Origin of the sequence: Tissierella sp. (genome assembly GCF_032104385.1) — a bacterium.
Classification (GTDB): domain Bacteria; phylum Bacillota; class Clostridia; order Tissierellales; family Tissierellaceae; genus Tissierella.
The window spans coordinates 16,751-42,938 of sequence record NZ_DAMCHJ010000017.1 but is presented as its reverse complement, the minus strand read 5'-3'; the positions used below and the strand labels follow the sequence as shown (position 1 = coordinate 42,938).

28 protein-coding genes and 1 other RNA gene are annotated in these 26,188 nt (G+C 28.8%); 1 reads left to right on the top strand and 28 read right to left on the bottom strand.

Translation table 11 applies throughout. The features are described 5' to 3' along the window. Positions 1–5: 5 nt before the first annotated feature. The 4 genes from RT714_RS13860 to RT714_RS13845 all read right to left on the bottom strand — a co-directional run bounded on the left by RT714_RS13860 (position 6) and on the right by RT714_RS13845 (position 2,241). Positions 6–890, bottom strand: coding sequence for a YegS/Rv2252/BmrU family lipid kinase (locus RT714_RS13860; protein WP_313758415.1), 885 nt, complete (start codon positions 888–890; stop codon positions 6–8). 170 nt (positions 891–1,060) lie between these two features. Then, positions 1,061–1,534: a hypothetical protein gene (locus tag RT714_RS13855; RefSeq protein ID WP_313758413.1), complete on the bottom strand. Its 474-nt coding sequence runs from the start codon at positions 1,532–1,534 to the stop codon at positions 1,061–1,063. 11 nt (positions 1,535–1,545) lie between these two features. After that, the gene (locus RT714_RS13850) at positions 1,546–1,950 is read right to left on the bottom strand and encodes a YtxH domain-containing protein (RefSeq protein WP_313758412.1); all 405 of its coding nucleotides are present in this window, start codon (positions 1,948–1,950) and stop codon (positions 1,546–1,548) included. 105 nt (positions 1,951–2,055) lie between these two features. Continuing rightward, entirely contained in the window at positions 2,056–2,241 is a 186-nt protein-coding gene (locus RT714_RS13845) for a hypothetical protein (protein ID WP_313758410.1), read from the bottom strand. A gap of 165 nt (positions 2,242–2,406) precedes the next feature. On the opposite strand from RT714_RS13845, the gene RT714_RS13840 reads away from it, so the two are divergent. Beyond that, positions 2,407–3,207 carry a histidinol-phosphatase HisJ family protein gene (locus RT714_RS13840; RefSeq protein ID WP_313758409.1) on the top strand — a complete coding sequence of 267 codons (801 nt, stop codon included), beginning with the start codon at positions 2,407–2,409 and terminating at the stop codon, positions 3,205–3,207. Positions 3,208–3,237: 30 nt separating this feature from the next. On the opposite strand, the gene ssrS is transcribed toward RT714_RS13840, so the two are convergent. From ssrS to RT714_RS13720, 24 genes are all read right to left on the bottom strand, one after another. Then, positions 3,238–3,414, bottom strand: a non-coding RNA gene (gene ssrS / locus RT714_RS13835) — 6S RNA. Positions 3,415–3,484: 70 nt separating this feature from the next. Then, positions 3,485–5,224 (bottom strand): ATP-dependent metallopeptidase FtsH/Yme1/Tma family protein, encoded by a 1,740-nt coding sequence (locus RT714_RS13830; protein ID WP_313758407.1) that lies wholly within the window; start codon positions 5,222–5,224, stop codon positions 3,485–3,487. Between the two features lie 152 nt (positions 5,225–5,376). Next, positions 5,377–5,799 (bottom strand): CBS domain-containing protein, encoded by a 423-nt coding sequence (locus RT714_RS13825; protein ID WP_313758406.1) that lies wholly within the window; start codon positions 5,797–5,799, stop codon positions 5,377–5,379. A 215-nt stretch (positions 5,800–6,014) separates the two neighbouring features. Continuing rightward, positions 6,015–6,149: a hypothetical protein gene (locus RT714_RS13820; protein WP_313758405.1), complete on the bottom strand. Its 135-nt coding sequence runs from the start codon at positions 6,147–6,149 to the stop codon at positions 6,015–6,017. A gap of 527 nt (positions 6,150–6,676) precedes the next feature. After that, positions 6,677–7,000, bottom strand: coding sequence for a hypothetical protein (locus tag RT714_RS13815; protein ID WP_312668081.1), 324 nt, complete (start codon positions 6,998–7,000; stop codon positions 6,677–6,679). A gap of 326 nt (positions 7,001–7,326) precedes the next feature. After that, positions 7,327–8,685: an adenosylmethionine--8-amino-7-oxononanoate transaminase gene (bioA, locus tag RT714_RS13810; RefSeq protein ID WP_313758404.1), complete on the bottom strand. Its 1,359-nt coding sequence runs from the start codon at positions 8,683–8,685 to the stop codon at positions 7,327–7,329. A gap of 1 nt (position 8,686) precedes the next feature. Next, on the bottom strand, positions 8,687–9,379 hold the full coding sequence (gene bioD / locus RT714_RS13805; protein WP_313758402.1) for a dethiobiotin synthase: 693 nt from the start codon (positions 9,377–9,379) through the stop codon (positions 8,687–8,689). After that, complete coding sequence (bioB, locus tag RT714_RS13800; RefSeq protein WP_313758400.1) at positions 9,372–10,343, bottom strand: biotin synthase BioB; 972 nt, start codon at positions 10,341–10,343, stop codon at positions 9,372–9,374. The genes bioD and bioB overlap by 8 nt, the downstream gene beginning before the upstream one ends. Further along, positions 10,321–10,911 carry a biotin transporter BioY gene (locus RT714_RS13795; RefSeq protein WP_313758398.1) on the bottom strand — a complete coding sequence of 197 codons (591 nt, stop codon included), beginning with the start codon at positions 10,909–10,911 and terminating at the stop codon, positions 10,321–10,323. Before RT714_RS13795 ends, bioB begins: the two co-directional genes overlap by 23 nt. Positions 10,912–11,158: 247 nt before the next feature. Then, a complete protein-coding gene (locus RT714_RS13790) occupies positions 11,159–13,102 on the bottom strand; it encodes a VWA domain-containing protein (protein WP_313758397.1) in 1,944 nt (647 codons plus the stop codon). 14 nt (positions 13,103–13,116) lie between these two features. After that, positions 13,117–14,346, bottom strand: a complete 1,230-nt coding sequence (locus tag RT714_RS13785; protein WP_313758396.1) for a hypothetical protein — start codon at positions 14,344–14,346, stop codon at positions 13,117–13,119. Next, positions 14,343–16,454 (bottom strand): hypothetical protein, encoded by a 2,112-nt coding sequence (locus RT714_RS13780; protein WP_313758394.1) that lies wholly within the window; start codon positions 16,452–16,454, stop codon positions 14,343–14,345. The genes RT714_RS13785 and RT714_RS13780 overlap by 4 nt, the downstream gene beginning before the upstream one ends. A 111-nt stretch (positions 16,455–16,565) precedes the next feature. Further along, entirely contained in the window at positions 16,566–18,359 is a 1,794-nt protein-coding gene (locus RT714_RS13775; RefSeq protein WP_313758392.1) for an oleate hydratase, read from the bottom strand. Between the two features lie 286 nt (positions 18,360–18,645). Then, a complete protein-coding gene (locus tag RT714_RS13770) occupies positions 18,646–19,224 on the bottom strand; it encodes a TetR/AcrR family transcriptional regulator (protein WP_313758391.1) in 579 nt (192 codons plus the stop codon). Positions 19,225–19,288: 64 nt separating this feature from the next. Further along, a complete protein-coding gene (locus tag RT714_RS13765) occupies positions 19,289–19,801 on the bottom strand; it encodes a hypothetical protein (protein WP_313758390.1) in 513 nt (170 codons plus the stop codon). A 63-nt stretch (positions 19,802–19,864) separates the two neighbouring features. Continuing rightward, positions 19,865–20,074, bottom strand: a complete 210-nt coding sequence (locus RT714_RS13760; RefSeq protein WP_216542092.1) for a helix-turn-helix transcriptional regulator — start codon at positions 20,072–20,074, stop codon at positions 19,865–19,867. Positions 20,075–20,083: 9 nt separating this feature from the next. Further along, a complete protein-coding gene (locus tag RT714_RS13755) occupies positions 20,084–20,560 on the bottom strand; it encodes a DUF2975 domain-containing protein (RefSeq protein ID WP_072977101.1) in 477 nt (158 codons plus the stop codon). A gap of 384 nt (positions 20,561–20,944) precedes the next feature. Continuing rightward, a complete protein-coding gene (locus RT714_RS13750; RefSeq protein WP_313758389.1) occupies positions 20,945–21,409 on the bottom strand; it encodes a hypothetical protein in 465 nt (154 codons plus the stop codon). A gap of 129 nt (positions 21,410–21,538) precedes the next feature. Continuing rightward, positions 21,539–22,450 carry a DUF4300 family protein gene (locus RT714_RS13745; RefSeq protein WP_313758388.1) on the bottom strand — a complete coding sequence of 304 codons (912 nt, stop codon included), beginning with the start codon at positions 22,448–22,450 and terminating at the stop codon, positions 21,539–21,541. Between the two features lie 152 nt (positions 22,451–22,602). After that, the gene (locus RT714_RS13740; RefSeq protein WP_313758387.1) at positions 22,603–23,046 is read right to left on the bottom strand and encodes a hypothetical protein; all 444 of its coding nucleotides are present in this window, start codon (positions 23,044–23,046) and stop codon (positions 22,603–22,605) included. A gap of 90 nt (positions 23,047–23,136) precedes the next feature. Continuing rightward, complete coding sequence (locus RT714_RS13735; RefSeq protein WP_313758385.1) at positions 23,137–23,778, bottom strand: hypothetical protein; 642 nt, start codon at positions 23,776–23,778, stop codon at positions 23,137–23,139. 93 nt (positions 23,779–23,871) lie between these two features. Beyond that, positions 23,872–24,096 (bottom strand): PF20097 family protein, encoded by a 225-nt coding sequence (locus RT714_RS13730; RefSeq protein ID WP_313758383.1) that lies wholly within the window; start codon positions 24,094–24,096, stop codon positions 23,872–23,874. A gap of 56 nt (positions 24,097–24,152) precedes the next feature. After that, the gene (locus RT714_RS13725; RefSeq protein WP_313758382.1) at positions 24,153–25,508 is read right to left on the bottom strand and encodes an MATE family efflux transporter; all 1,356 of its coding nucleotides are present in this window, start codon (positions 25,506–25,508) and stop codon (positions 24,153–24,155) included. A 43-nt stretch (positions 25,509–25,551) separates the two neighbouring features. Then, entirely contained in the window at positions 25,552–26,181 is a 630-nt protein-coding gene (locus RT714_RS13720) for a class I SAM-dependent methyltransferase (RefSeq protein WP_313758381.1), read from the bottom strand. Between the last annotated feature and the right edge of the window lie 7 nt (positions 26,182–26,188).

The window sequence follows — 26,188 nt, the reverse complement described above, 5'->3', positions numbered from 1 at the left end:
CTATATTATACTATAATCCTAAATGCCTTTGGTACAACCTCAAAACTAGCAGGAAGCTTTCCTCCATATTCACCATCTATATCAATAGGCACATTTTGTTTAGTAGATAATCTTACATGCTTTGATTTAAAATATAAAACATTTTGATGATTAATATGATCCCCACTAAATATATTGATAAATATATTAGCTAAATCTTGTACACCTGACTTTTTTATAATTACTATATCCAATAATCCATCTTCAACATCTGCCTTTGGTGCTAATTTTTTAAATCCTCCAATAGATGAGCTATTGGATATTATAAATAATAACACTTCCTCATCTAAAAAATATTCTTCACTCTCTATGTTCAATTCTATAGGCTCAAAATTTTGAAGAGTTATTTCTTTTAATCCTTCTATATAGTAAGCCATTCTTCCTAATACCATTTTGGTTTCTGGTAAAACTTGATATCCTACATTTGATAAAATTCCACCTGCTGCTACATTTACAAAATACTCATCATTGACTTTACCTAAGTCCACATCTATAAAGTTTCCTCTTTGAATCATATTATAAAAACCCGTAATATTTTTAGGGATTTTCATATAATTGGCAAAATCATTTACAGTTCCTGAAGATAAAATAGCCACTGGCACCTTTCTCTCACTTTTTACAATACCTTTTGCTACTTCATTAACTGTTCCATCACCACCACTAACGATTATAATATCCCAATCTTCATTACATGTCTTTATAGTTTCATTCATGGCATCATTTTTTTGTCTTGTAATAAATTTATTTACTAAATATCCGTCATCTAATAAGAGTTTACACAAGCGATCTACTCTTCTTTCTGTAGATTGTCTTCCAGAAGATGGATTATAAATTACTTTTACTTTTTTCACAAATATCAACCTCTCATTAAATATAGTAATTATATTATTATAAACTCTTAACTTTGAGCCGATTAATTATACCCTATTATATCAGTAATTCAATGATTTTAAAACTATTTTAATCCTAAATCTAATACCCAAGGCTTATAAGAAAAGTAAGAACCCTAATATTTGGGTTCTTACTTTTTCTTGATAGCATTTCTAATGGTTTCTATTATCTCAACAATTAATCTAATATAATTATCTATATTCTTTACATTATATTGAAATGCAAATGCCGTCTCAGATATACTATCGGAAATAACATCAAATGTTTCAGATACCTTATGGGTTGTACTATCGACAGAGTCAGTGATAGATCCTACTTTCCCTGATATATCATTTATATTACTGACTAAATTATTTATTTCTGGTGTTAAATCTTTTAATGCTATATCTGTACTTTTAGTAATTGAAGAAATATTCTCACTTATTATTGGCAATTGTTTAAGCGTAACATCTATATCTTTTTTATTTCCTTCTATAATAAGGCTTACTTGAGTTATTAGTTTGCTTATATTTCTTAAAACTAAAATTAAGTATGTTAATCCACCAATTCCAAGTAAAAAAAGTATCAATTTAAATAAATCTTGAACTGTAAGTGTAGCCGTCATCACTACACCTCCTAATAAGATTCTTTTTCATTTTTATCTGTATCCTCGCACTCTTTGTTATCCTCTAATCCGTCTTTTAACTCTTCAATTTCTATTTCAATTTCATCAACTATTTCATCTTTCTTTTCTTTTATTCCATCATATACATTCTTTATTTCAGCCTTAACCTTTTCCTGAAAATCCTTTGTTGCTTCAATTTGGTCATTTACTGTATTTTTAATGTTTTCAGCTACATCTTTTGATTTTTTTGATATATCTTCTCTAGTTTCTTTTCCAGACTTTGGAGCAAGTAGTATTCCTGCTGCTGCTCCTATGGCAGTACCAATAGCTGTACCCACCGCAACATTCTTTGCTGTTTCCTTCTTCTTTTCTTTTTCAATTCTTTTCTTTTTTTCTTCAATAAATTTATTTATCATATTAAATTCCCCCTTATATTTTGTAATTCTAATATTAAATTTTTACCCCAAAACCTATTTTATAATCAATATATCTTAAACATATGTCACAATTTTTAATTGAACTTAGAACTTGTCTTTTAATATTTTTTGTAATTCCGAAGCTTGATAGCCACATTCTTCTGCAAATTTCTTAAAAATATCCGCTATTTCACTGTCATTTACTTTTTTTGAATGTACTTCGTAATCTCTTACCATCTCCTGTGAATCTAATATCATCTTTTTTACAATTTCTTTTGTATTTAATTCCAATAAAACCCCTCCTAATCAAATTTATAATATTTATATAATTAATTGTCCCTCAGTCTTGTAAATTTTATTCTTTTTAACATTTAATATTTTATTCATATTCCTTTACTAATTAGTAAATTTCTAGTAGAATATTTTAAACAATAACTTTTTAGGAGTGTTAAATAAATGTATGATTTTCATATTCATAGTCAATATTCTATTGATTCAAAAACATCTATGGAAGATATGGTATTAGCTGCAATTAATAAAAACATGAAATCCATATGTTTTACTGATCATGTTGATTTTGACTCTACATCACAAAAGATTGATTTCGTTTTTAGAACTTCTGATTATTTTAAAAACATTAGACAAGTAAAATATAAATATATAAAGGATATTGAAATATTAGCAGGAGTAGAAATTGGAATTCAACCTCATTTAATTGAAAGGTATAATAATTTTATAAATGATAATGATTTTGATTTTGTATTAATGTCAATTCATGCAGTAAATAAGTTAGATATACATGCTGATAGCTTTACTAAAGGAATTAAGCCAATAGATGCTTTAGAAGAATATTATAAGGATATGTATTATTGTGTAAAACATTTTAACAATTTTGATATCTTGAGCCATCTTGATTATATAGACAGATATTTTGAAGACTATTCTTCTATTCCCAGATATGATGATTATTATAATCTTGTAGAATGTATTTTGAAACTTCTTATTGAAAATGGTAAAGGTATTGAGATAAATACTGCTGGAATGAGATATGGATTGGGTTATTTTCATCCTAAAATTCAAATATTAAAACTTTATAAAGAGTTAGGAGGAGAGATACTAACTATAGGTTCCGATTCTCATACTCCTGATAACATAGGATATAAATATAGAGCTGTAGAAAAAATGTTAAAAGAATTAGGCTTTAAATATATTCATATATTTAAAGAAAGAAAAAAATACCCTATAAATATTATATAAAAAACCCTCTTAAAGCTAGCTTTAAGAGGGTTTTTCCCCACAATGCCGTCAACTCAGCTAATTCATGCCCGCCTTATTAAAAGGGGGGTTTCCTGTTAGCACTTTCTAACTTCCTCTCGAAAAGGCTTGTTATACAATACTAAACGCAGACTCCCATGTCTGTTATGTCGGTTGAATTATCAGAGACAACGCACACCGCAGAAAGTTTTTCTATATTTATTATACATCTCTTTATATGTTTTTTCAAGTAAACTGATGATTTTATTATTTCTTATACCTAACATAATATGCTGTTAAGCTCTTCCTCATATAGTACTTCTTTTTCTATAAGCTTTTCTGCTACAATATTTAAATCAGTTATATGACTTTTTAATAAATTAATTGTTTCTAAATAGAGTTCATTTAATATTTCCTTAGCTCTATTTAATAAAGTACTATCATCAGTATTTCTATTAGATAAAACATTATAGTTTAACAAGCCTACTATATCATCCATACCAAATATACCAATCATGGATAAAGCCATATCTGTAGCTTTTTCCAAATCCGAAGAAGCACCTGTTGTTATTTCGTCCTTACCATATATTATTTCTTCAGCTGCCCTTCCACCAAGAGCAATCATTATATTTGATAATATGTCTTTTTTCGTTTGATACATTTTATCTGGAGGAATATTTAAGCTAAATCCTCCCATTCCTTTTGTACTAGGTATTATACTTACCTTTGTCACTCTGTTGTTTTTTGCTATTAATTTAGTCACTAAGGCATGTCCAGCCTCATGATAAGCAGTTATTTCTTTATCTCTATGGTCTATCGCAGACCTATCCTTCTTCTCATCTCCTACTAATACTGAGTAATATGCTTTATTTATATGATCCATGGAAATCTCTTTTGATTTCTCTTTTACTGCAATAATAGCAGATTCATTCATCAAATTTTCAAGTTTTGCACCGCTGAAATAAATAGTTTCTAATGCAATCTTTTTTAAATCTACATTTTCTGAAATAGGCTTATTTTTACTGTGCAGTTTAAGTATTTCATATCTTCCATTTACATCTGGAAGAGAAACCTCCACTTGCCTATCAAATCTTCCAGGTCTTAATAGTGCCTCATCTAATATATCTATTCTATTTGTAGCAGCTACTACAATAATTCCCTCATTATCCTTAAACCCAGACATTTCAGTCAAAAGTGCATTTAATGTTCTATCTCCCTCTTCACTACCTGATGGATTATTGCCAGATTTTCTTTTTTTTCCCAGTGAATCAATCTCATCAATAAATATAACGGATTTTCCTGCCTCTTTAGCTTTTTTAAATAATTCCCTTATACGACTAGCTCCAAGTCCTGCATATACTTGTACAAAATCCGAACCTGATACAGCATAAAATGGAACATCTGCTTCGCCAGCCATTGCCTTTGCTAAAAGTGTCTTCCCTGTACCTGGAGCACCATATAAAAGTACCCCTCTAGGCAATCTTGCACCAAATTTATTATATATTTCTGGATTTTTTATAAAATCCACCATATCCAGTAAAGATTCTTTAGCCTCCTCATTACCTGCTACATCATTAAAAGTAATTTTTTTAGAAGAGGTTTCTGTATCTAAATTTGACATATTAGACATTTCTTTTTCCGCCTGCTTAGATACATTTCTATTTAAGTAAAATATCATAAACCCCATAGCAGAAACCAATAAAAACATAGGCAATGCTTGGTTTAAATTTCCATTTTTTTCTACTACCTTCACATCATATAACAATAATTCTTCTTTAAATTTCTCCGTCCTTGGATTATCAGTAATTACAGTATCACCATTTTTAAGTTTAATTTTTATCTTCCCATTATTTGATAGTTCTACTTCTTCTACTAAATTCTTTTGTACATGAATTAAAAATAAAGTATAGGGAATTTCCTCTACTTTGTTTTTATTCTTCATGTAAACCAATCCAGTAAATAATATAACAATGGAAATAGCTATAGATAAAATAATCTTCATCTTTTTATTTATACCCATAAGATCTCTCCTTTAGTTTACATAATATCTATTAGATTATAACATTATCTTGTCCATATGTCTATTTCCTAGATTTGTAAATAAAGTAATGTAAAGTCATAGATTAAAAATAGACTTCAGATATATATATCTGAAGTCTATTTTTAATCTCTCTAATCTAACTTTTGTTTATCTTTGAATAATAAATCTGCACAATAATTGATAATGTCACTTCTCTTTATAATTCCTATAAATATGCCCTGATCATCTACTACTGGAACAAAGTTCTGATTTTTTGCAAGTAAGATTAAATCTTCCATATTTGCACTTATTGATACTGTGTTACTTTGAGTATGTCTATGGACATCCTTTATTGGTATATTCTCTGTACCTTCAATTGTAAGATCACTGGTATTCTTAAGTTTCCAAAGTAAATCTCCTTCTGTAATGGCACCAACATATTTACCCCTTTTATCTATTAGTGGTATGGCAGTATATCTATGATGCTCCATTTTCTCTAGAGCTTGTCTCATTGTTGCATCTATAGTTTCATATACAATTTCACTTTTAGGTGTTAGAAAAAATGCTATATTCATATTCGTCCCTCTCATATAAGATATTTGTTTTAAATCAAAATAATTACTCAAACTATTGTAACTCCTACTATTTATTTTATAGTTTCTATATGTAATAGTCAATCCTAAAAGCAAAATCTACTGCTTTGAATAAATATTCCCTCAAACCTCCAATAAACCAATACCAAGTTTTGTATCACCTCGTAATTCTTCGAAATTCTAACATTTCATTTTTATTATGATAAATTAATGAACCATGCACCTTGTAACAATGCAATACCTTCTCGCATCTGTTTTTCACTAAGTACACTGTATCCTGCAAATATAATATTTTGCGGGCAATTACTTCTATCATTCCAGAATGGAAGCATAGTTCTTCCATTACAATAGTGTTATTTTCTTTACGCAGAAGAGTACACAAAACATTTAACGAATATTGTAATCCATAACCAATGATAATTTGTTCTTCATAACAAACCATACCTCTTGATCTGTAAAGATACTTTTTGATTTCTTGTCGTAACAATAATTCACCCTGCTTATCTAGATACTGATTCACTAATTCTTTTTGGGATAATAAAAGAATCTGAGAGATATATTTTCTCCACAATTTGAAAGAAAACTGTTCGGGATGAAGAGTACCATACTGAAAAAGGTTTATTTAATAAAGATTGAGAATTTATGCCATATTCATTTTTAACTCTTCATTGTATTATTACATTATACATAAAGAAACTTTTGCTAAATAAGTAAACCTTATTAGACAAAAGTCTCTATAACATTATATATTTCAAACACTTATTATAAAACAATATTAGAAAATCAACTGGAAATAGCATCTTCTATTTTTGTTCTATTTTCTTTGATTTGCTAGTCAACACCCCTTTTTATCATTTGATTATTCTGTGGAAATTTTAATCATATCTAAATAATAAGGATCTAATCCAGTAATACCTAGTTTTTCTAACTCTTCTTCAGTAATTTTAAATTTCTTGCCTTCTTTCGCCCTTTCACTTGCAGCAATTGTTATTTTATTAATTATTTCATCAATTTCCAAGTCTGTCATATTGGGAAAGATTTTACTTTTATATTCTAAGTTATATCCTATCCCAATAAAAGGAACTTTATCTTGTTTGTTTTTACGAATATAAAAAATTACACAGATTAAAATTAACATAAAAAAGATTAGGAAGTTTTTTTTATTTATTAATTTTTTATTCATTAATAAAACACCCTTTATATTTATTAGTTTACTAGAGATTAATATATAATCTAAAATAACTTCTTATCTTTAATTGCTGATAATGCGGTACCTCACTATATTAATTATACTAAATATCTAAAATCTAATCAACAAACATATTCCGGCATCTATCATTATTTAGAATTATATCAAAAGAAAGATTATTTATATAACAGAAAACCTAAAAAGAATTGATTTACTAAGGATTTACGAAAATTCCAATATTAATTTGTTAATATTATATGTATAAATCCTAAATTAAATAAACATTCAATTATTACTTACTTTATTCTCACTTATTTTAATTAATGTTTTAAAATTCTTTGCCCAATAACGCTATAAATGGCTTGTGTACAAATCTCCACTGCCTTATGAATTTCTGCTTCGTTTATAATAAGCGGAGGATTAAAATATAGTACATCTCCAAGTGGTCTTAGTACAAGTCCTTTTTCCAAAGCCTTTTTATAAATCTGATACCCTATTCGAAGTTTAGAATCAAAGCCTAATTTTTCTTTTTTATTTCTCACCAACTCAATTGCATTGATTAAACCTATATTTCTTATTTCACCAACATTTTTATGGTCAATTAATTCTTCATTTAATTTTTTGGTCAGATATTGTGCTGGTTTTTCAGCTTTATCCAAAACAGCATCTTCACGAAATATATTTAAAACTGCAAGTGCCGCAGAACATCCTAAAGGATTTCCACTATAAGTGTGAGAATGCATAAATGCTTTCCCTTCATTATAATCGTCATAAAATGCATTATAAATTTCATCAGTGGTAATAGTAATTGCCATTGGCATATATCCACCTGTAAGTCCCTTTAAAACACACATAATGTCTGGACTTACATCTACATGATCAAAGGCAAACATCTTTCCTGTCCTTCCAAAACCTGTGGCAATTTCATCAGCAATAAGTAAAACATTATATTTATCACATAAATCTCTAAGCTTTTTCAAATACATTGCAGGATAAATTCTCATACCTGCACTGCCCTGTAAAAGAGGTTCAACTATTATTGCACAAGTTTCATCGGCATGTTTTTCAAATGTTTTTTCTGCATGTTCAAAACATTCCACATTACAGCAATCTCTGTTTTTTCCATATGAGCATCTATAACAATCAGGTGCTTCAATATGAATGGTATCCATCAACATTGGCTTATAAAGCTTCCCATATAAATCCATACTGCCAACAGATAATGCTCCTATGGTTTCACCATGATACCCCTCTGTAAAACACATAAACCTCGTCTTTTTAGTGTTACCTACTTGATATTGATATTGAAAACTCATTTTTAACGCACATTCAACTGATGCAGAACCATTATCAGAAAAGTTGAACTTGGTTAATCCTTGAGGAAGTATTTTACTTAATTCCTCACAAAGTGTAATAGCAGGTTCATGAGAAAAATTAGCAAAGATAACATGTTCTAATTTATCAAGCTGTACTTTTATTGCTTCATTAATTTTAGGATTACAATGTCCTAAGAGATTACACCACCAAGAACTAACGATATCAATATACTCTTTGCCATTTTTATCGTAAAGATACACCCCCTTTGCATGATCTATTATTATAGGAGGTAGTTCCTCATAATCTTTCATTTGAGAGCAAGGATGCCATATATATTTTAAATCTTTTTCTACCAAGTTCATTTTAGTTACCATCCTTTCCGTATAATCCTGCAAGCATATGAACATCAATATCTATATTAGAATCTCCATCTCTTATAAGTGCAATGACTGGTATATGAGTTATCTCTTCAATCATCTTAATATTATCATACTCCATAATATCTCCATGATAACGATTAAGAATAATACCTTTTATTTGAATATTGTTATTTTCTAAGTACCTCACAGTAAGCACTGTGGAGTTAATGGTACCAAGACCAGCCTCTGCTACTATAAGTACGGAAAGTTTTAGCTCTTTAATAATATCCTCTAAGAAAATTTGGTGTTCACTATCATATCGAATAGGACAAATAATTCCACCACTTCCTTCCACAGTAATATAATCATACCTTGAACATTGCTTTTTATAATCAGTCACTATTTTTTTTAATATGACAGGATTACCTTCTAACTTTGCAGCTAAATGTGGAGAAACTGAAGTTTTGTAAACATAAGAAACCATATCAACGCAGTCACAATTAAGATTTGCTATGGTTTTCACATGGTAAGCATCTCCTATATAAAGTCCATTTTTTGTCATCTCAGCACCACTGAGTACAGATTTATAATAACCAGCATTATACCCTGCCTCACGTAATTTTTTTACAATCAAAGCTGTTACATAAGTTTTGCCTATATCTGTTCCTGTTGCTGTAACGAATATCCCTCTACTCATTTCTTAAAACCACCTTATATCTAAGGTCATCAATCATTTTCATATCATCTTCGATAGAAATACCTGACGTAGTAAGCATATCTCCTGAAATAGCAGCATTTGCACCTGAAAGAAAGCATTTCATTCCTTTATCTGGTAAAAGCCCTCTCCCTCCAGCCAAACGAATAAAAGCTTTTGGTAAAATAAAACGGAAAATTGCAACTATCCTGCACATTTCCTCATTAGTTAGAAGTTTATTGCTTTCATAAGGCGTACCTAGGATGGGATTTAACATATTAATTGGTATAGAATTAATTCCAAGATCTCGAAGTGTTAATGCCATATCTATTCTATCCTCCATATTCTCACCAAGTCCCACGATTCCACCACTACATACACTAAGCCCTGACCTTTGAGCAGCATTAATTGCTAATATTTTATCATCATATGTATGAGTGGTACATATCTTTGGGAAATAATTTCGAGATGTCTCTAAGTTATTATGTATCCTATCTACTCCAACGGATTTTAATTTTTTAAACTGCTTCTCATTTAATAATCCAAAGGAAACGCATACTGAAGTATTTGTCTGTTCCTTTATTGCTTTTATACTTTCACAAACTTTATCAACTTCATTATCTTGGAGTCTTTTTCCAGAGGTTACAATAGAATAACGTAATACTCCACGTTCCTCATTATATTTTGCTTGTTCAACAAGCTCATTTGTATCAAGCAATGGATATTGGTCAACTTTAGTTTTATATAAGACTGATTGAGCACAGTATTTGCAATTTTCAGAACACCTTCCGCTTTTTCCGTTTATTATGGTACAAATGTCAAAATTATCACCACAAAAAAACTCTCTAATCTCATTTGCAGTTATACATAGTTCTTTTAAAGGCGCAGTAATCAAATTAAGAGCCTGATTTTTTTTAATTAATTTACCTACTAAAATATCGTTTTTAATAGTTTGTATTATTGTCATTTGCAAATCCCCCCCGTATTTTATTTAGAATTGGAAGTAACCGCTTTGCTAAAATAACACCTAATATGCAAAGAGTAATATCTCCTGGTACTGCTAGAATAAAACAATATAAAATTAAGGGCCACAATGCAATGGGGGTGTTAATAACGTAATTACAAATAATATAATAATAGCTCATCCCACATAAATAAACTATTATAAGTCCAATAAAACTTGCAGCAAATAATCTTTTGTAGGATGGAACTAATACTTTATTTGCAATAGTACCTGTAACAAAGCTTCCAATACAAAATCCTATGATATAACCAAAGCTTGGTTTTAACACATATGCAGCCCCACCTCCTTCTGTAAAAACAGGGAAACCAATTAATCCCAATATAATATAGACCAAAACACTGACTGCTCCTAGTTTCCCTCCAAGTAAAAGTCCTGCTAGCATAGCAAATAAAAATTGCAGGGTAAAGGGTAAAACTGGAATTGGTATTTTTATAAATGTTCCTATAATAATAAGTGTTACAAATAAAGCACAAATAATCATATTCTGTACCGAAATTTTATTTTTTTTCATAACCTACTCCTTAAATTTTAATATACTTTTAATGGAAAGAGAAAATTCAACACTATTTATCTTAATTTAGTATAAAATACCATAAACAAAAACCATTGTCAACTAATTAATTATTTTTAGTTGACAATGGTTTTTGTTTATAATCATATGAATTAAATCCATCTCAAATCATTATATACTATCCCTACTAATCTCACATAACTTTATTTGTTTTAAAATATGGTAGTTTCATTTTACATTTATTTAACTAATTACTAAAAATAGATTGCATATTTTCTCCTACTGCCCTTAGCAATTCTTTTGGTAGTTTTTCTACTTGTTCACCAATTGTTACTCCATGTGGTTCTTTGTATCCCTCATTCCATACAAAGTTAAAGGCTTTTTCATTTGCTATGCTATTTTTCCCTATTTGAAACGCATATATTTGGACATGTTTAGATAATAACTCCTGTACAACTTCCTTTGCTAATCCTGGAAAACTTGAGGCACCATCTGTAATTTCAAAAATTATCTTTACTTGTTTTCCATTTTTAAGTTCACTTTCCTGTATAGACGTAATCCTATTGGATATTTCTCTAAGACAACTTGCATCGTCAGTTGCTCCATCTGCTGCATTTAGCTTTACGATTGAGCGAATTATATCGCTTTTTTCTTTTTCCTTCACATTTTTATTATTAAATTCTTTGACATTATAATAATTACTGCCAAAAAACCAAGTTTCACTTAAAACTTCTACTTTTTGATTCAATTGTTCTGCATTACTTCTCAAGTATTGATTAAAATCATCTATTGATAGCAAAGTCACAGCCAAAGCTTTTCTTGCAGCCTCAATTTTTGATTCATTCATTGATCCTGAATTATCTATAACAAAAGAAATTTCTATTCTTTCAGGTAATATATCTGTCTGAGGTTCTAACAAATATCTATTAAAGATTGGAAGGTTTTTATAATTTCCCTTTTTCTCAGCTTCTACAAACTCTGGATAAAATTTAATAAAGCTATCTATATCTAATTTTCCCTTTATCTGACCATCCTTTTTTACACTTATTTCTTTTTTTGCATCTCCTATTAACTTCTTCCAAAATTGACGCATTTGTTCTCTTTCAGATTTCATTTTATTTGAATAAAACTGAAACAATTGTTGATCCCCTTGACTAATCCCATAATATTCTAAATCTATATTCCCTTGGATAATATTTTGTACACTAATACTTATTTGATCTTGCTTATCCAGCATTTCTTCTAGAATCTTTCTCTCTTCTTCCTGAGTAGTTTCTAGGAAATCTGGTATTTCATCTGCATTAGACTCTTCAAAAGCATTTTCACTTCCTTTAATCTTTTCTTTTTCTTGTCCTTTTGATTTATAAAATACCATCTCGTCTATTTCTTCTTTCCATAATTTCTCAAAGGTTGGAAAAACAAAAGAACGAATGAGTGAATCTCTTTCTACAATTCCTTGCCTATTGTTTATTTGCCTAATTATTTGATAGTGAATAAAATCAAAAAAGGGTTCGTTGAAAATTTTCCTATCAAAGGGATTTTCAATATATCCCTCTATTTTAGGCTCAATTTTATATAATTCAATAAATAAGAAACTATTTACAAAAGCTCTATGTCTAGGCATTTGAGAAATTGATTCAATTGTTTTACCTGTTTTTTTCATATATGAAATAATTTTTTCAAAATTTTCTTTATCTCTATATATGGGACACATCTGCAAAACCCTTAGAAAAGATGTGTATTTATCCAATATATGAAGCAAATCAAGAATTTCTTTTTTTACATAATTAGAAATAATTTTAGATTGATATGCAGTGTCTTTCTCCAGTCCTTCTTTTTTTATCCTATCTAAAATATAACCTGTCATGTGGTCAATTTCTTTCTGCCAATCTTCTTTTCTATTTAGATATTTTTTAGTTTGCTTTTTCCAATCAGAATATAAAGCTAACTCATAGTAGATATGCCACATGATTTGATTGTCATCTAGATTTCTATCTAAAAAACTTTCCAAGGGTAAGTACAAAACTCCTTTGGAAGGATCTAATAGAAATCTCTCTAATTTGGAGTCTGGAATATACATTAAACTAGAATCTCCAGTAAATGTGGCTAAGGAGCGTTGTTCTTTCTGCAAAAATACTTCGCAATGTTTCTTAGATTCTTCAATTAGAGTTTGTTCATCTAAATCAAACATACTCATCCCTCCTACTAATACAGTGGCAGATTCCACAAGTCTTTTGGTGTATTAATTCGATCAATATCTAATAGATTTAATTTACCTTCTATATCCATAAGCAAATATTTTGAAATATCTAATTTAAAGATATTTGTGAAAAAGACATCTTTAATTGTCACTTCTTCATTTAGATACCAATTTCCAAAATTCTCTTCAAATAAGTATATAATTCCATCTTCACTTAAAACTATTGATGTACCTTTTTTAGATTCAATGTCGAATAAATTACCTTTTAAGTCATTCAATTCTGTTTTTATGACTTTTGAGTCTTCATATAAAGTAAATATCTTAAGATACCCTTTATTTCCTATAACTATAAGGGAATCTTTATTACCCTTTTCATCCTCTAGACATCTGATTTGTTTTATTTCATCATTTAGAAAATCAAATTTTTCTGTAATAGTAAATCTTCTATTCTCATATTTGATAAAATATAATTTTCCTATCTTTGTTCCAACTACAAAATAATCATCTTTTATTTTTTCAAATGCTGTCCAATCTGGAATAGTTAAATATATATCTTTATGAAAAATCACTCCATATTTATCATTTTCTTTTATTATTTCAAACAGAGTTAAGGTATCATCTCCATTTTCCACTGCAAATAAACCATATCTAATTTCTAAGCATCTTCCAAATCCATTAAAGTCATAATCCTTTTGAATCCTTTTAACTCTAATTTGTTGGTTAACATCTGGTATTTTATCAAAATTATCACTTGAAAGTAGATAACATCCCCCTATAACTCCTAAAAGCAAAATTTCTTTATCATTCAATCTATATATAAATGAAATTGTCTCTTTTATCTCTTTAATAGGGGGACTCCACTCTACTTCAAGTTGATTATAATTAGAGAAATCATCTGGAATATCTATATAAAAGAATTGAACTTTACTATCTACACTGCTTATAATAAAAAGATTTTTATTAATTCTTAACATACTCTGTAAAAAACTATTAAAATTAAAACTTCCCAATTGTTTTATTGGATTTATTTCCATTGAAGTTTTCTTAATATTATTTGCATGAACTCGATAATAAGGAATTAAGTCAGTCAGTAACTTTTCTTCTATTAGTGAAAGTTTATCTAATTCTTCTTCAAAACCATCATCTAAAATTCCATTTTCTTGACATTCATCTAGTTTTTTTCTTAGTTCTTTTACTTGACCCTTAAAATATTCTCCATCCAAATTTATTTTCATTTTTCTCCTCCATTATCTTCTAGGTATTCAAGTAAATACTTTGAATGCTCTAAATGAGATAATCTTTGGTTTAATTCCTGATACTTTTTAGCATCAATCCTTGTTAAATTATCAATATCATCCTCAAAAGTTTCTATTAGTTTTTCTGGCAAAGTTCTCCTCAGGGTTCCCTTCCCAAATATCAAATGAACTACATCTAAATAACTTAATATTTCTATTGCTGGACGAACATAATGATATGGACCAGTACGAATTTCTTCATATGTTGTCGTTGCTTCTCCTACACCCTTTGTTTCAATTTTCCAACCTTCACTTATAGGAAAGAATCCAAAGCGAACTGCTTGAGAAAGAATATAGTTCTGATCATCTGGATAAGTAATTGAACTAATAAAACCATCCCACAAAGCTTTACTCAAGTCCTTTTCTTCTCCTAGATTCCAATTATCTAAAACATGTAAAATATTACGGATTGATAATACAGATTCTCTCAGCTCTGGTTCATCCATTCCAGAATCTTTTTGGATTTTATTGTCTTTCCATTTACCCGTAAAAACATTCTGAATAACTCTACATAATTGAGAAAAACGAAACAATTCCTCTAAGGTTCTTTGGGAATCAGGAATATGAATAGTTCCATTTTTATCAGCTAATCTTATCATTATTATTCTAAAAAGTTCGTTTTTTTCTGGAAATTCTTGATCATTTAAGGAACCTGTTATCCTTTGGGGTACATAATTATATTCAATAGTTACAAAACGTGATTTGAAAGCTGGATTTAGTTCATTTGTTCCTTCATAGTTAATCTTTTGAGTGGATAAATTTCCTGTGCCAATAAATCCAAATCCAGGTTTAATCAAAACAGGTCCAACTCCTGTAATATAAGCTGTACTTCCTGCATGACGCTGCAAGATATCGTTCAGAGCAATTAAATTTTGCATAGCAATTGTATTTAATTCATCTACGATTACAGGTCTACCTTCTTTTACTGCAATTAAAATTTCTCTTTCTATTTTTTTAATTTCAGTACCAAAAGCACTATTACTTGCTACCAATAAATCGGAGAAACTTTTCCATATTTGAATCTTAAGCTGTAACTGTTCTTCATCAGTCATCTGCTCCAGTCTTTCTCTATGCTCATTCATCCACTCATAAAAATCTTCTATAATCATATTAAGATAATCAACAAAAGAACCTTGAGAAAAGCTATGTTTCAGAGACAAAGTTTTCTCTACAAACATATCCTCGTAAGTTAAATTATGTGAACCAGATATAAACAAGGGCTGTAAAGATTCTATTTCCTCTCTGCTTCCATTAATTAAAATATTTTTATAGTACAGCTTTCTTTCTTTATTAAATTCTCCAAATTTTTCAATGGCATTTTTTTCTGTAGCATCTGGATTAGCAGAATACCACTCCTCCATTTTATATTCTAGTTCTCTTTGTATCTTATTTTGAATAGTAAAATCTAAGGCTGCCTCAGTTGCTAGTTGCGTTTTTCCACTTCCTAAATGTCCTACAATATATACAGGGATTCCTGATTTCAAAGAATCCACTACTTTTTGTTTTGCTTTAACTACATAGGGAACAGTTACCAAACGCTGCTGATGTTGGCTTTCTATATCACTTATCAATTGACGTTTATAGTAAAACTCCCATGCTTCTGGAGAATCTTCTAAAATCAGCTCTAACTCTTTTTCCAATTTTTCTATGCAATCAACCCGATATCTTGTAGCTGAGTTACTGCCATAATGACCATAATTATTGATTTCTTTATTGACTCTCCTTTCCCAACTAAGAAAAAATCTTTCATATTCAATTGAATTTTCAATCTCCTCTATCTTTTTCCCCTTATTTTCTATTTCTTCTTCTACATAAATTTTATATTTTTCGTAGTAAATATTATTATCTTTAGAGTTAAGAAGAATTTTATCATCTATTTTTTCAAACCTTCTAAAAGCCTTGAAAAATTCTCCTTGTTCATTTATTTTTTTATTATTCTCATATTCAAATGTTTTTAAGGATTTTTTTCGCAAATCATATTCATACCAACTTTGCATTTCTTCTATAGTAGGAATATAAACTTGCTCAAGATTTTTTTGTTCTTTCACATGGTTGCCTCCTTTGTATAATATTTTTATGAGTAATAAATATAAATAAATTAAAATCCCGATTTTTTTAAAATTCGGGATCTCAATTTATTTAGTTGCATCTAAATCTCATTAAATAATTCCATATTCTCTCAATAATTCTTCAATATCTGTTCCTGCTATTTGTTTTAAAATTTTACGTTTAGCTAGGGGGGATAAGTTGATTTCTGGCTTTTCTCCATCTAATAAACATTTTCCTGCATTTAATAAATAGCGAATATCATATCTTGAAGCATATACTTCAGGAACTCCTTTTTCAACTCCAGTTAAAACATATACTGCTTCCATAGCTGTACGTCCTGAGTATTCTATAGTAAATACTGTATCACGTCCTGGATCATCTAATGTTTCAGCAAATTGTCCAAGAAAAGCAAAGTTTACTGCATTCTTTGGTACAACATATGGACGATCTCCAAATTCACGAACCATAAATTGGGAGGTAATAAACGGCATCATAACTGGAACTGCAGTACATGATCCTGCTAATTCTTCTATTTCCTCTATAGGAACTCCTATATGATATAACCATTCTTTTGTGATTTCCTTACCTGTGCAGTCTCTCATAGGTTTTTTAATGTAATCTCCAGGAACATCAGAGAACAGACCATATACCCAAACAACAACATCTTTTTCAGGCTGCCCATAATATTGTTCTTGACGGTTTATAGTCCAACTCATTAGCCATGAAGAATCAAGAGCTGTGACTATACCACCTGTTACTGTTTTTCCCCCATATGGTGAACGTTTTGTAATCTTTTCAATATATTTAGGAACACGCTCATCATGACAAGTTACTGTACAAGACTCCCAATTAGATTTTTCTGGATCAGTACAGAATTTATCTGGATTTCCAAATTCATCTGATTGAGCTGCTATATTTCTCCATAGCTTCCAACATCCTTCTGGCTCTTTATTAAATGGAGCAGGAGTATTATCATCACCATATCCAGAACCTTCAGTCATAGAACCATTAGTGATAAATACTAAATCCTTTTCTGTTAAATCAATAGAAATATCTTTTCCATTTCTATCTTTTGCTACTATTCTCTTTGCAACCTTCTTATCATCTGAAATTGAAAACTCAACATTATCCACAGTAACTCCATACTCAAATTTAACACCATGATCTTCCAAATATTTAACCATTGGTTTTACAAAAGAAGTATATTGATCATGTCGTGAAAATTGTAAAGCTGAAAGATCTGGTAAACCTCCAACATGATGAATGAATCTGTTCATATATAATTTCATCTCTAAAGCACTATGCCAGTTCTCAAAAGCAAACATTGTTCTCCAATATGTCCAAAAGTCAGTATTTAAAAGTTCTTCAGAAAAAATATCTTCAATAGATTTATTTTGAAGTTCCTCATCTGAGATATTTACAAAAGCAGCTAATTCTTTTGCTAAATCTTGCCCTAAATTAAATTTTCCATTGTCATAACGTTCACCTTGGTTTTGAGTAATACGACAATTACTAAAATTTGGATCATCATAATTTGTATAATAAAAATGATCTAAAACTGTCATATTAGGATCCTCAGTAGAAGGTAATGAACTAAACAAACTCCATAAAACTTCAAAATGATGTCCCATTTCACGTCCGCCACGTGCTACATAACCTAAATTTTGACGAACCTCCCCATCTAAAGATCCACCAGGGATTTCTAATTTCTCTAAAAAGGTAATCTTGCTACCATCCATATGAGCATCACGAATCAAGAAACAACCAGCAGCTAAAGCACCAATTCCAGTACCAATTAAATATGCACTTTTATCTTCAATTCCTTTAGGCTTTCTTGCATTGACTAAAGCATGATAACTCCCATTTGTAAGTGTAAGTCTATCATCATATGTCTTTAATTTCATCTTATCTCCCTCTTTCTTAATTTTTAATAACTTCTAAAGATTACTATTATATTTAGAGTTTTTATATTCACTCTATTAATATGTCCATATGGTATAATAAATAATAAGTTTTTTAACTTTTTGAACATTTATTATTTATAAGGTTTGTATAAATCTATAATATAGTTTTTTTATATCTTTTTCATTAGATAAATAAACTACAGTGTTCGAAATCTGAACACTGTAGTTTATTTATCTAATTTTTAGGCATTTAGGTTGGGATGTCTGATAACAAAGAAATTTCCTATTACTTTTCGCTAGATGTCATTAAACTAGCACTTCGCTTAAGAGATAATTCAATATTTCCATCAAATAATTTCCCGATTCGTCTTATGATAATATCAGGATCTTCTTTCATTCCAGAAGCAATCCAGCGTAATACCATTTCAGTTAAAGCACACTGATAAAAAGAAGCAATTAACTCTCTATCTCCTGAATAAGCAGAGATACCATCGCTTACCTTTTCAACATACCGACTCATAACATTTCCTGATACATTATATATATAGTTCACTAATTCTTCTCTCTGCATAGAATTATATACATGATAAATGGCTCTTTTGTTTTCTAAAGCAAATTTAGTAGCCACAATAAAACTCTCTTCCCATGACAGTGTATCATTATATTCATCAATAACTGTCTGAAGTTCTGCTTGAAAGATTTCTGCTAAAAGTGCATATATATCTGTATAATAATAGTAAAAAGTATTTCTATTAATTTCGCATGCTGAAGCAATATCCTTAACTGTAATTTTGTTAAGTGGACGTTCATTCAGCATCTTTATAAATACCTCACGAATTATTTTTCTAGTATATTGCTGTGCCAAATTGCCACCTCCCTAAATTTTTTTATATAAATAGTGATATTTTGTGCATGGTTTCTATATTGTATCAACTATCGAATTTAATATAATAGAAAATATTATTATCTGAATCTATTATTCCCAAACTAAAATTTTCCGAATACCTATTACTATCCAATAATCCTTCTCCTTTAGTATATTCTTTTTCACTTCCCCATCTATCTAAAAATAGCCAATAACCAGTTTCTATATTCTCCATATTTAAATCCTTAGCTAGTTCAGAACTATAATTTATATTATCTTTCCTTCCACCATATAATCTTAATTTTATATCTTTTGACATAGGCATTTTATTCCATTTAACTTTAGATTTATTTAATATATATTGTATATTATTTTGTGTAATTTTTGCCTTAGCTAAGGTCACACCGTCACCATGAAATCCTCCATGGCTATTTTCATATTGAAACTCTAAATTATTAGGAATCTTAATTCCTAAATCCTTAGATATACTACTATTAATCTTAGTACTGTGTCTATAAAAAAAAGTAATTGATAACAATATTATTATAAGAATAATATTCTGCTTTTTATATTTCATATTTCCTCCTATCTTTAGATTGTTATTAATAATCCAATATAATTACCATCATTCCTAATAATATTAATTTTCTTCTAAATACTCTAAAATATCACCTGGCTGACAATCCAAAGCCTCACATATTCCTGCTAATGTTGAAAATCTTATGGCTTTTGCCTTTCCATTTTTAAGTATAGATATATTTGATATAGTAATTCCAACTTTTTCTGATAATTCAGTTACACTCATTCCTCTCTTTGCTAACATAATATCTATATTGACTTTTATACCCATATTATCACCCTATATTGTAAGTTCATTTTCAGTTTTTATTTCTACAGCTTTTAACAATAACTCTTTTAATATTTCTATAAAAACATATATTATAAATGCAGCAAACATAATTAATAATCCTAATAAAACTATTCCAGGCTGCATTGCCTCATTAACATATAAATAGATTATTCCTATAAAATACAAAATAATTTCAGCAATAGAACATTTAGAAATAATTCCTAAACTTTGTATAGAATTCATTGTAAATGTTTTATCTTTTTCTATTAACTTTAAAAGTTTAAATACATGAAATACTGCTATAAAAAATGGAATTCCCGTAAAATATATTCCCAATAACAATGGCAATTTCATATAATAAAATTCTGGTGCTATTTCTTCAAAATAATTAGCTACATTAGGAAGCCAAAATATGCATAAACACAATATAATTATTGAAATTAAAATTACAGACATTCTAAGAATATTTACCTTCCAAGATTTCATATTAATATCTTCCCCTTTCTTTATTATGTTTTTATTATAATTCTATTATATCCCTTTTTCATTATAATTCAATAATTTATTATCGTTATTCGATAAATAATTATTGTTTAACAGTCAATACCTTAGAACTATAATTTCAATTTTTTAATTATATTTTAATATTAGAACTTATAATCTTTATTAATTATAATGATTTATAGAGCATACAATAAGCTTAGAATGAAGAATAAAACAAAAGGATTGAGTCTTATTCAATAAAACTCAATCCTTAAGCAAATACATCCAAATACTCTATCTCATATACATTTCAACCTGAAATAAGTGATTAAAATAGTGCTTTTCTATCCATATTCTACTCTAATTTCACTTTTAAATCACTATATGTTATGTCGAAATCATATTTTTTCGTATTTGGATTTCCTGTTGTAAAACAGGATCATTTTTCACCATTCTTTCTTCCTCTGGTGTCAATGGTTGACCAGAAACTACCTTCATCAAGATAGACTGTACTTGTCCAACAAATTTAAGTGCCTCTGCCTTATCTCTTTCATATAAATAGGAATCCAGTTCTGGATCGCTTTTTCTTGCAGCCCAATAATAATCACTTTCTTCCCTTGTTGGTATCTCATGAAACCCTTTTTCATGAATATTCATTATTTTAGCTAAATCATAATATTTTTCTTCTGTCTTTTTACTATTTTTAAGCGCTTCCTTTCCTTCAGATGAAGGTTCAAAGCAATCAGAAGCCTGTTTCACATTTTTAATATCAGACGCTCTTTTCCTATTATAGTTCTCAGTCAAATCGGATTGGTAATTCCTTAATGATGAGGTTATCCCTAATTTAATCATTAATATACCCTCCTTATGTGTTCTCTCTTTATATATGGTTTAAAATAAAAAAATCTTAAATAATTTTATAAATTCTATCAACTTTCATTACTGAAGAAAGAAGTATTATATTATAATAAATATTGATTATTATTTTAAATTACTTTCTGGATTGTTTGGATTTTCCCTATATCCTTCTAAGAGCTCATCATTTTCCATAATAAAAGGCTTAGCTGTTGGTTGATTCCAAGACACATCATACTTATTCATCAGATAATCATTCAATTCAATACGATTGTCAAACTTTATCACCTGATATGGTTCTTGAAAAGATAATTTTTCAATAAATAAAAGTTTTCCATCTTCCACCGAAATTAAAACACCTGCATGTCCAATAAATAGATAGCTATCCTCATCTGAATGAAAAACAACAGAAACAAGAGAAATCTTATCTTTATTTAAAAATGTAATATCTTTACTCTTCCAATCTTCCTTTACCTTATTAAGATGAATAAATATATCTTTTGTATTTTCTGTTGGAATAAAAGAAAATAAACTTTGAAATTCTTCTTGCTCTATGGGACTAAATAATTTTTCAGGACTATTCTCTAAAGCATCCATATCCATAAATAACTGACTAGAATTTTTTGTATTGGGCTTACCAATAGAAATTAAATTTTTCATTAGATCAAAAGATGTAATTCTACAGTTATAACCAATAAACTCTGGATTTTTAGTATCCCACATTTCTTGAATTGCCAACTGATCGTACTGAGGTTCAAGACTATCAATAGTGATAAATCCATCCTTTATTAAACTTTTTTCCTCAATTATACTATTAAAACTATTAACATTTTGAAAGAAGGAATCAATATTTTTAGGTGCAATTCCAGCTAATTCCATAGCTTTTCTTGCCTCATCTTGACTAAAGGAATCTGTTAAATTTGAGTATGTTAAACTTCTTTTATAGTCTTCTTTCTCATTTACCGACCGATTATAGCAACCTGTTAATGACATCAATAAAATTAAAGTGATTAGTAAAATATTTGCTACTTTTTTCATAATTAATTTTTCCATCTCCTCTTTGTAATATATGCTTATCTATTCTAACATAAAAACAGAAAAAATAATTTACAATTCTATTACAACAACTTTAATTTCATATTAATAAAGGAATATCCAATATATTTGCATTCCTGTTCCATAGATAGTCTTTAATTGGATAATGCAATTATTTCTTCAATGGTATTTTTCCAATTTGGGTTGTTTATCTTTAGATGTCTGCCGTTAAATTGATTTGCAATTGAAATCCATTCATTTCCAATACAATGGATAATTAGCCAAACATCAGCCTCATTATCATTTATAATGATTTCATGCATATCTTTATCATTAAATTTAACTGTAGTTGATAAGCTTCTGATAAAATTAGATTGCAATACCAATGTTTTTAACATCTCAATCTGATTAGCATTAAGTACGTATTCTTGCTTGTTTGTGCCGTCTTGGTAACTTTTTCTTATTACTACATTGCTTGATGTTTTGATATTTAATACACCAATAATTTCCTTGCCTGAAACATTAAAATATGAGTAAATAATTAAGCAAAATAGTATAACCATCACAGTTCCCACAATTAACCTATATGATTTTTTCATTATAATCATTTCTCCTTAATATAAATCTAGTACCTGTTTGACTTCGTCTAACGACACTGCATTAAAATTTAATAATATGTCTTAATAAAGCTAATTTTTATAATCTGATGTATTTATTGCAAAAATTGATACATAACTCTCTTTATCAACTTCATAGTATATTTCTATAAACATTGCTTCCAGAAAAAAAACATCCTCTTCATCACCATATATCTGTACTGGATTGGAATATCTTTTTATCTCATATAAATATATCCCTTCTTCTTCACTTTCTATCAATGAATCATTGATTTCTTTTGGTTCTTTTGGACTATACAATGTCTCTAAAGCTAATATTTTAATTTTAGGAATATTATCAGGAATTATTTTCACTCCTATCTCTTCTCCATTTTTTTCATTTTTTTCAAAGGAAATTTTAAATATTCCTTTTCCATTTTCTATTTTTAATGTTGGAACATCTCCTTCTATATTTCCACTTACCAAATCTTTAATTTTTTTTAATTCATTTTCATTAAAGCTATCAAATTCTTCTTTAGTATATGTCCTTATAATTGGAGTTCTATCTGCTACATCTAGTATATCTATCAACATTTTTACATCTGTATTAGATATATTTCTTTTACCCTCTGGAATAGGTGTAATTGCCCAATTCACATATAAAAGAATTCCTACTATTAATAGAAAAAGTATTAGTATTGAAAATAATAATTTCTTTACTTTTAATTTATTCAATTTATCACTCCCCACTTAATTCAAACAAATCTAATATGGTATATAGAAATTCTAGAATGATATTTAAAGTCTTTTCCAAACATTAATATTTAATTATCCTTCTTGAGTTTCTTTATCAGAATAATCCACTACTACTTTTTTGCATTTTTTACAAATCCATGCCAAAAAAATAAAATCTTTAACCACATTATTTTCTAATAAAATTTCTCCTTGCTTTGGAAGCAAAGAGATTTTATGATGTTTTTTTACCCAGGCTACCCTCTTTATCCCCTGCAAAAAACCTTGTTCCATTTCATTATTACAAATAGGACAATTCATAACTACACCTCTATTCAAATTTATATTATACTCATAATATATAATCAAAAATACTCCTAATATTCGTATCCTCTTCTTAAAATCCTAAATTCTTTTTTAAGAAGTACCACAATCACTAAAGCTAGCCCCAAATCAATAGCAAGTGAACCATAATATATTGACGCAACTCCAAAAATTTTTGGTAAAATAATCATTAAAGGGATATACAAAAATAACTGTCTGCCTATTCCAAATAACATGGCTGGCTTTGGCTTTTTTATGGCAGGATAAAAAGTCATTGCTGTTAAGACAATACACAATAGGGGTACTATTGCAATGATTGCTCTAAAATAATTCAAGTTTTGTATGCTGAATATTACATCCGGTAACATTAACTTCAAAATACTGCTTGGGGCAACCATTGATATTGACCACACAGGCAATACTAAAATAAATGCTACAAAAACAAACACCTTATAAAATCCTATAACTCTATCCACTTTCCTCGCTCCATAATTAATCCCAACAGCAGGCTGCAAAGCTCTCATTAATCCATAAATCGGTGTCATTAATAGATTTAAAATACGAAAAACCATTCCGTAGAAAGCAACATCTGAAGTTGTTCCATAATTATTAAGAGCCCTTAGTATAATAACCCCTTGAATAACTGTCATAATTGTCATAATAAAAGACGGCACACCAAGAGATATTATTTCTTTTATAATATCTTTTTCAAAATAAAACTTACTTTCATTTGTTTCAAAGCTTGATTTTCCTTGTCTGCAATAATTAAAATATAAAAGTACATAAACAAGCATTGCTATATTTGTTCCCCATGCAGCTCCTTTTACGCCAAAATTAAATATTGCCATTAAAATATAGTTGGCAATAATATTAACAACCATTCCTATCCCCATCATTATTGCAGCACTTTTCATTTTCCCCTCGGCCCTTACTATCATGTTATAAGCAAGACCACCAATCCAAAATATTGATCCTATGAGAGTAATCATATAATAATTTTTACCATAAATCAATTCATCTCCACTTGCACCTATTATTTTCAAAAGAGGATTCATAAACAAGAATCCTAAGACCATGGTTAGAACAGTAAGAATAATCATTAAAGTATTAGAGTTCCCAATTAATCTTTTTTGTATATCCTTATTATTTTCTCCAATTAATATACTTAGATATGAGCCCGCTCCAACTCCAACTAATGAACCCAACCCAAGAGGAATCTGCGTCAAAGGATATATTATAGAAACACCAGCAAAGGCTGTTTCTCCTACATATCTTCCCACAAAAACCGCATCGAAAACTGTATTTAATCCATACAGAACCATAGCGATTACTGCTGGTAAGGATAGTTTAATACAAGTCTTCCACATATTATCTTGAAGTATCATGTTTTTTTCTTTACTCTTTTCCATTTATACAAATCCTCCTTTAATATATTTATCCCCGTTTATTCTTTCATTTTTTTACACACCATAAATTATTTGAAAAAGCAGCAAATACTCTTTTTATATCTTTAAATCCTACGTCTATCAAATAACCCTCAACTTCTTTTCTATTTAAAACCTTCATAACTTTATCTTGTTCTCTATAGGTTCTATTTACCTGTTTCTCATTTGCTCCCTTATAAATGGCAAATTCCTTCCAATATTGTAGTTGTTCATTTGTGAATACACTCAAAAATAATATCCCTTCATTTGATAGATTATTGAATATTTTTTTGACAAACTCCCTAGGCTCATCAACAAATTGTAAAACTTGAAGGCAGAAAATTATTTCATATTTTAGATCACTAATATCTTCAAATCTTGAGTTGATTATTCTCAATCTTTTTATATCCCCACAATCTCTTTTTACGATATTAATCATTTCATCACTTGGTTCTACCAGTGTTATATTTCCCTCGTAGCATTTACTAAGCGATTGAATTTCTGGAACTTGTCCACCTATACAAAGCATATTGTTTGGATTTTGATTATTTATTTCAATTGGTAAAACTCCATTAAATATAAGTTCTAAACACAAATCATAGCCTGGAATCTTTTTCCTGATATCATCAATATAATTCATATTGTCAAACTTTTTCATTTTTCAT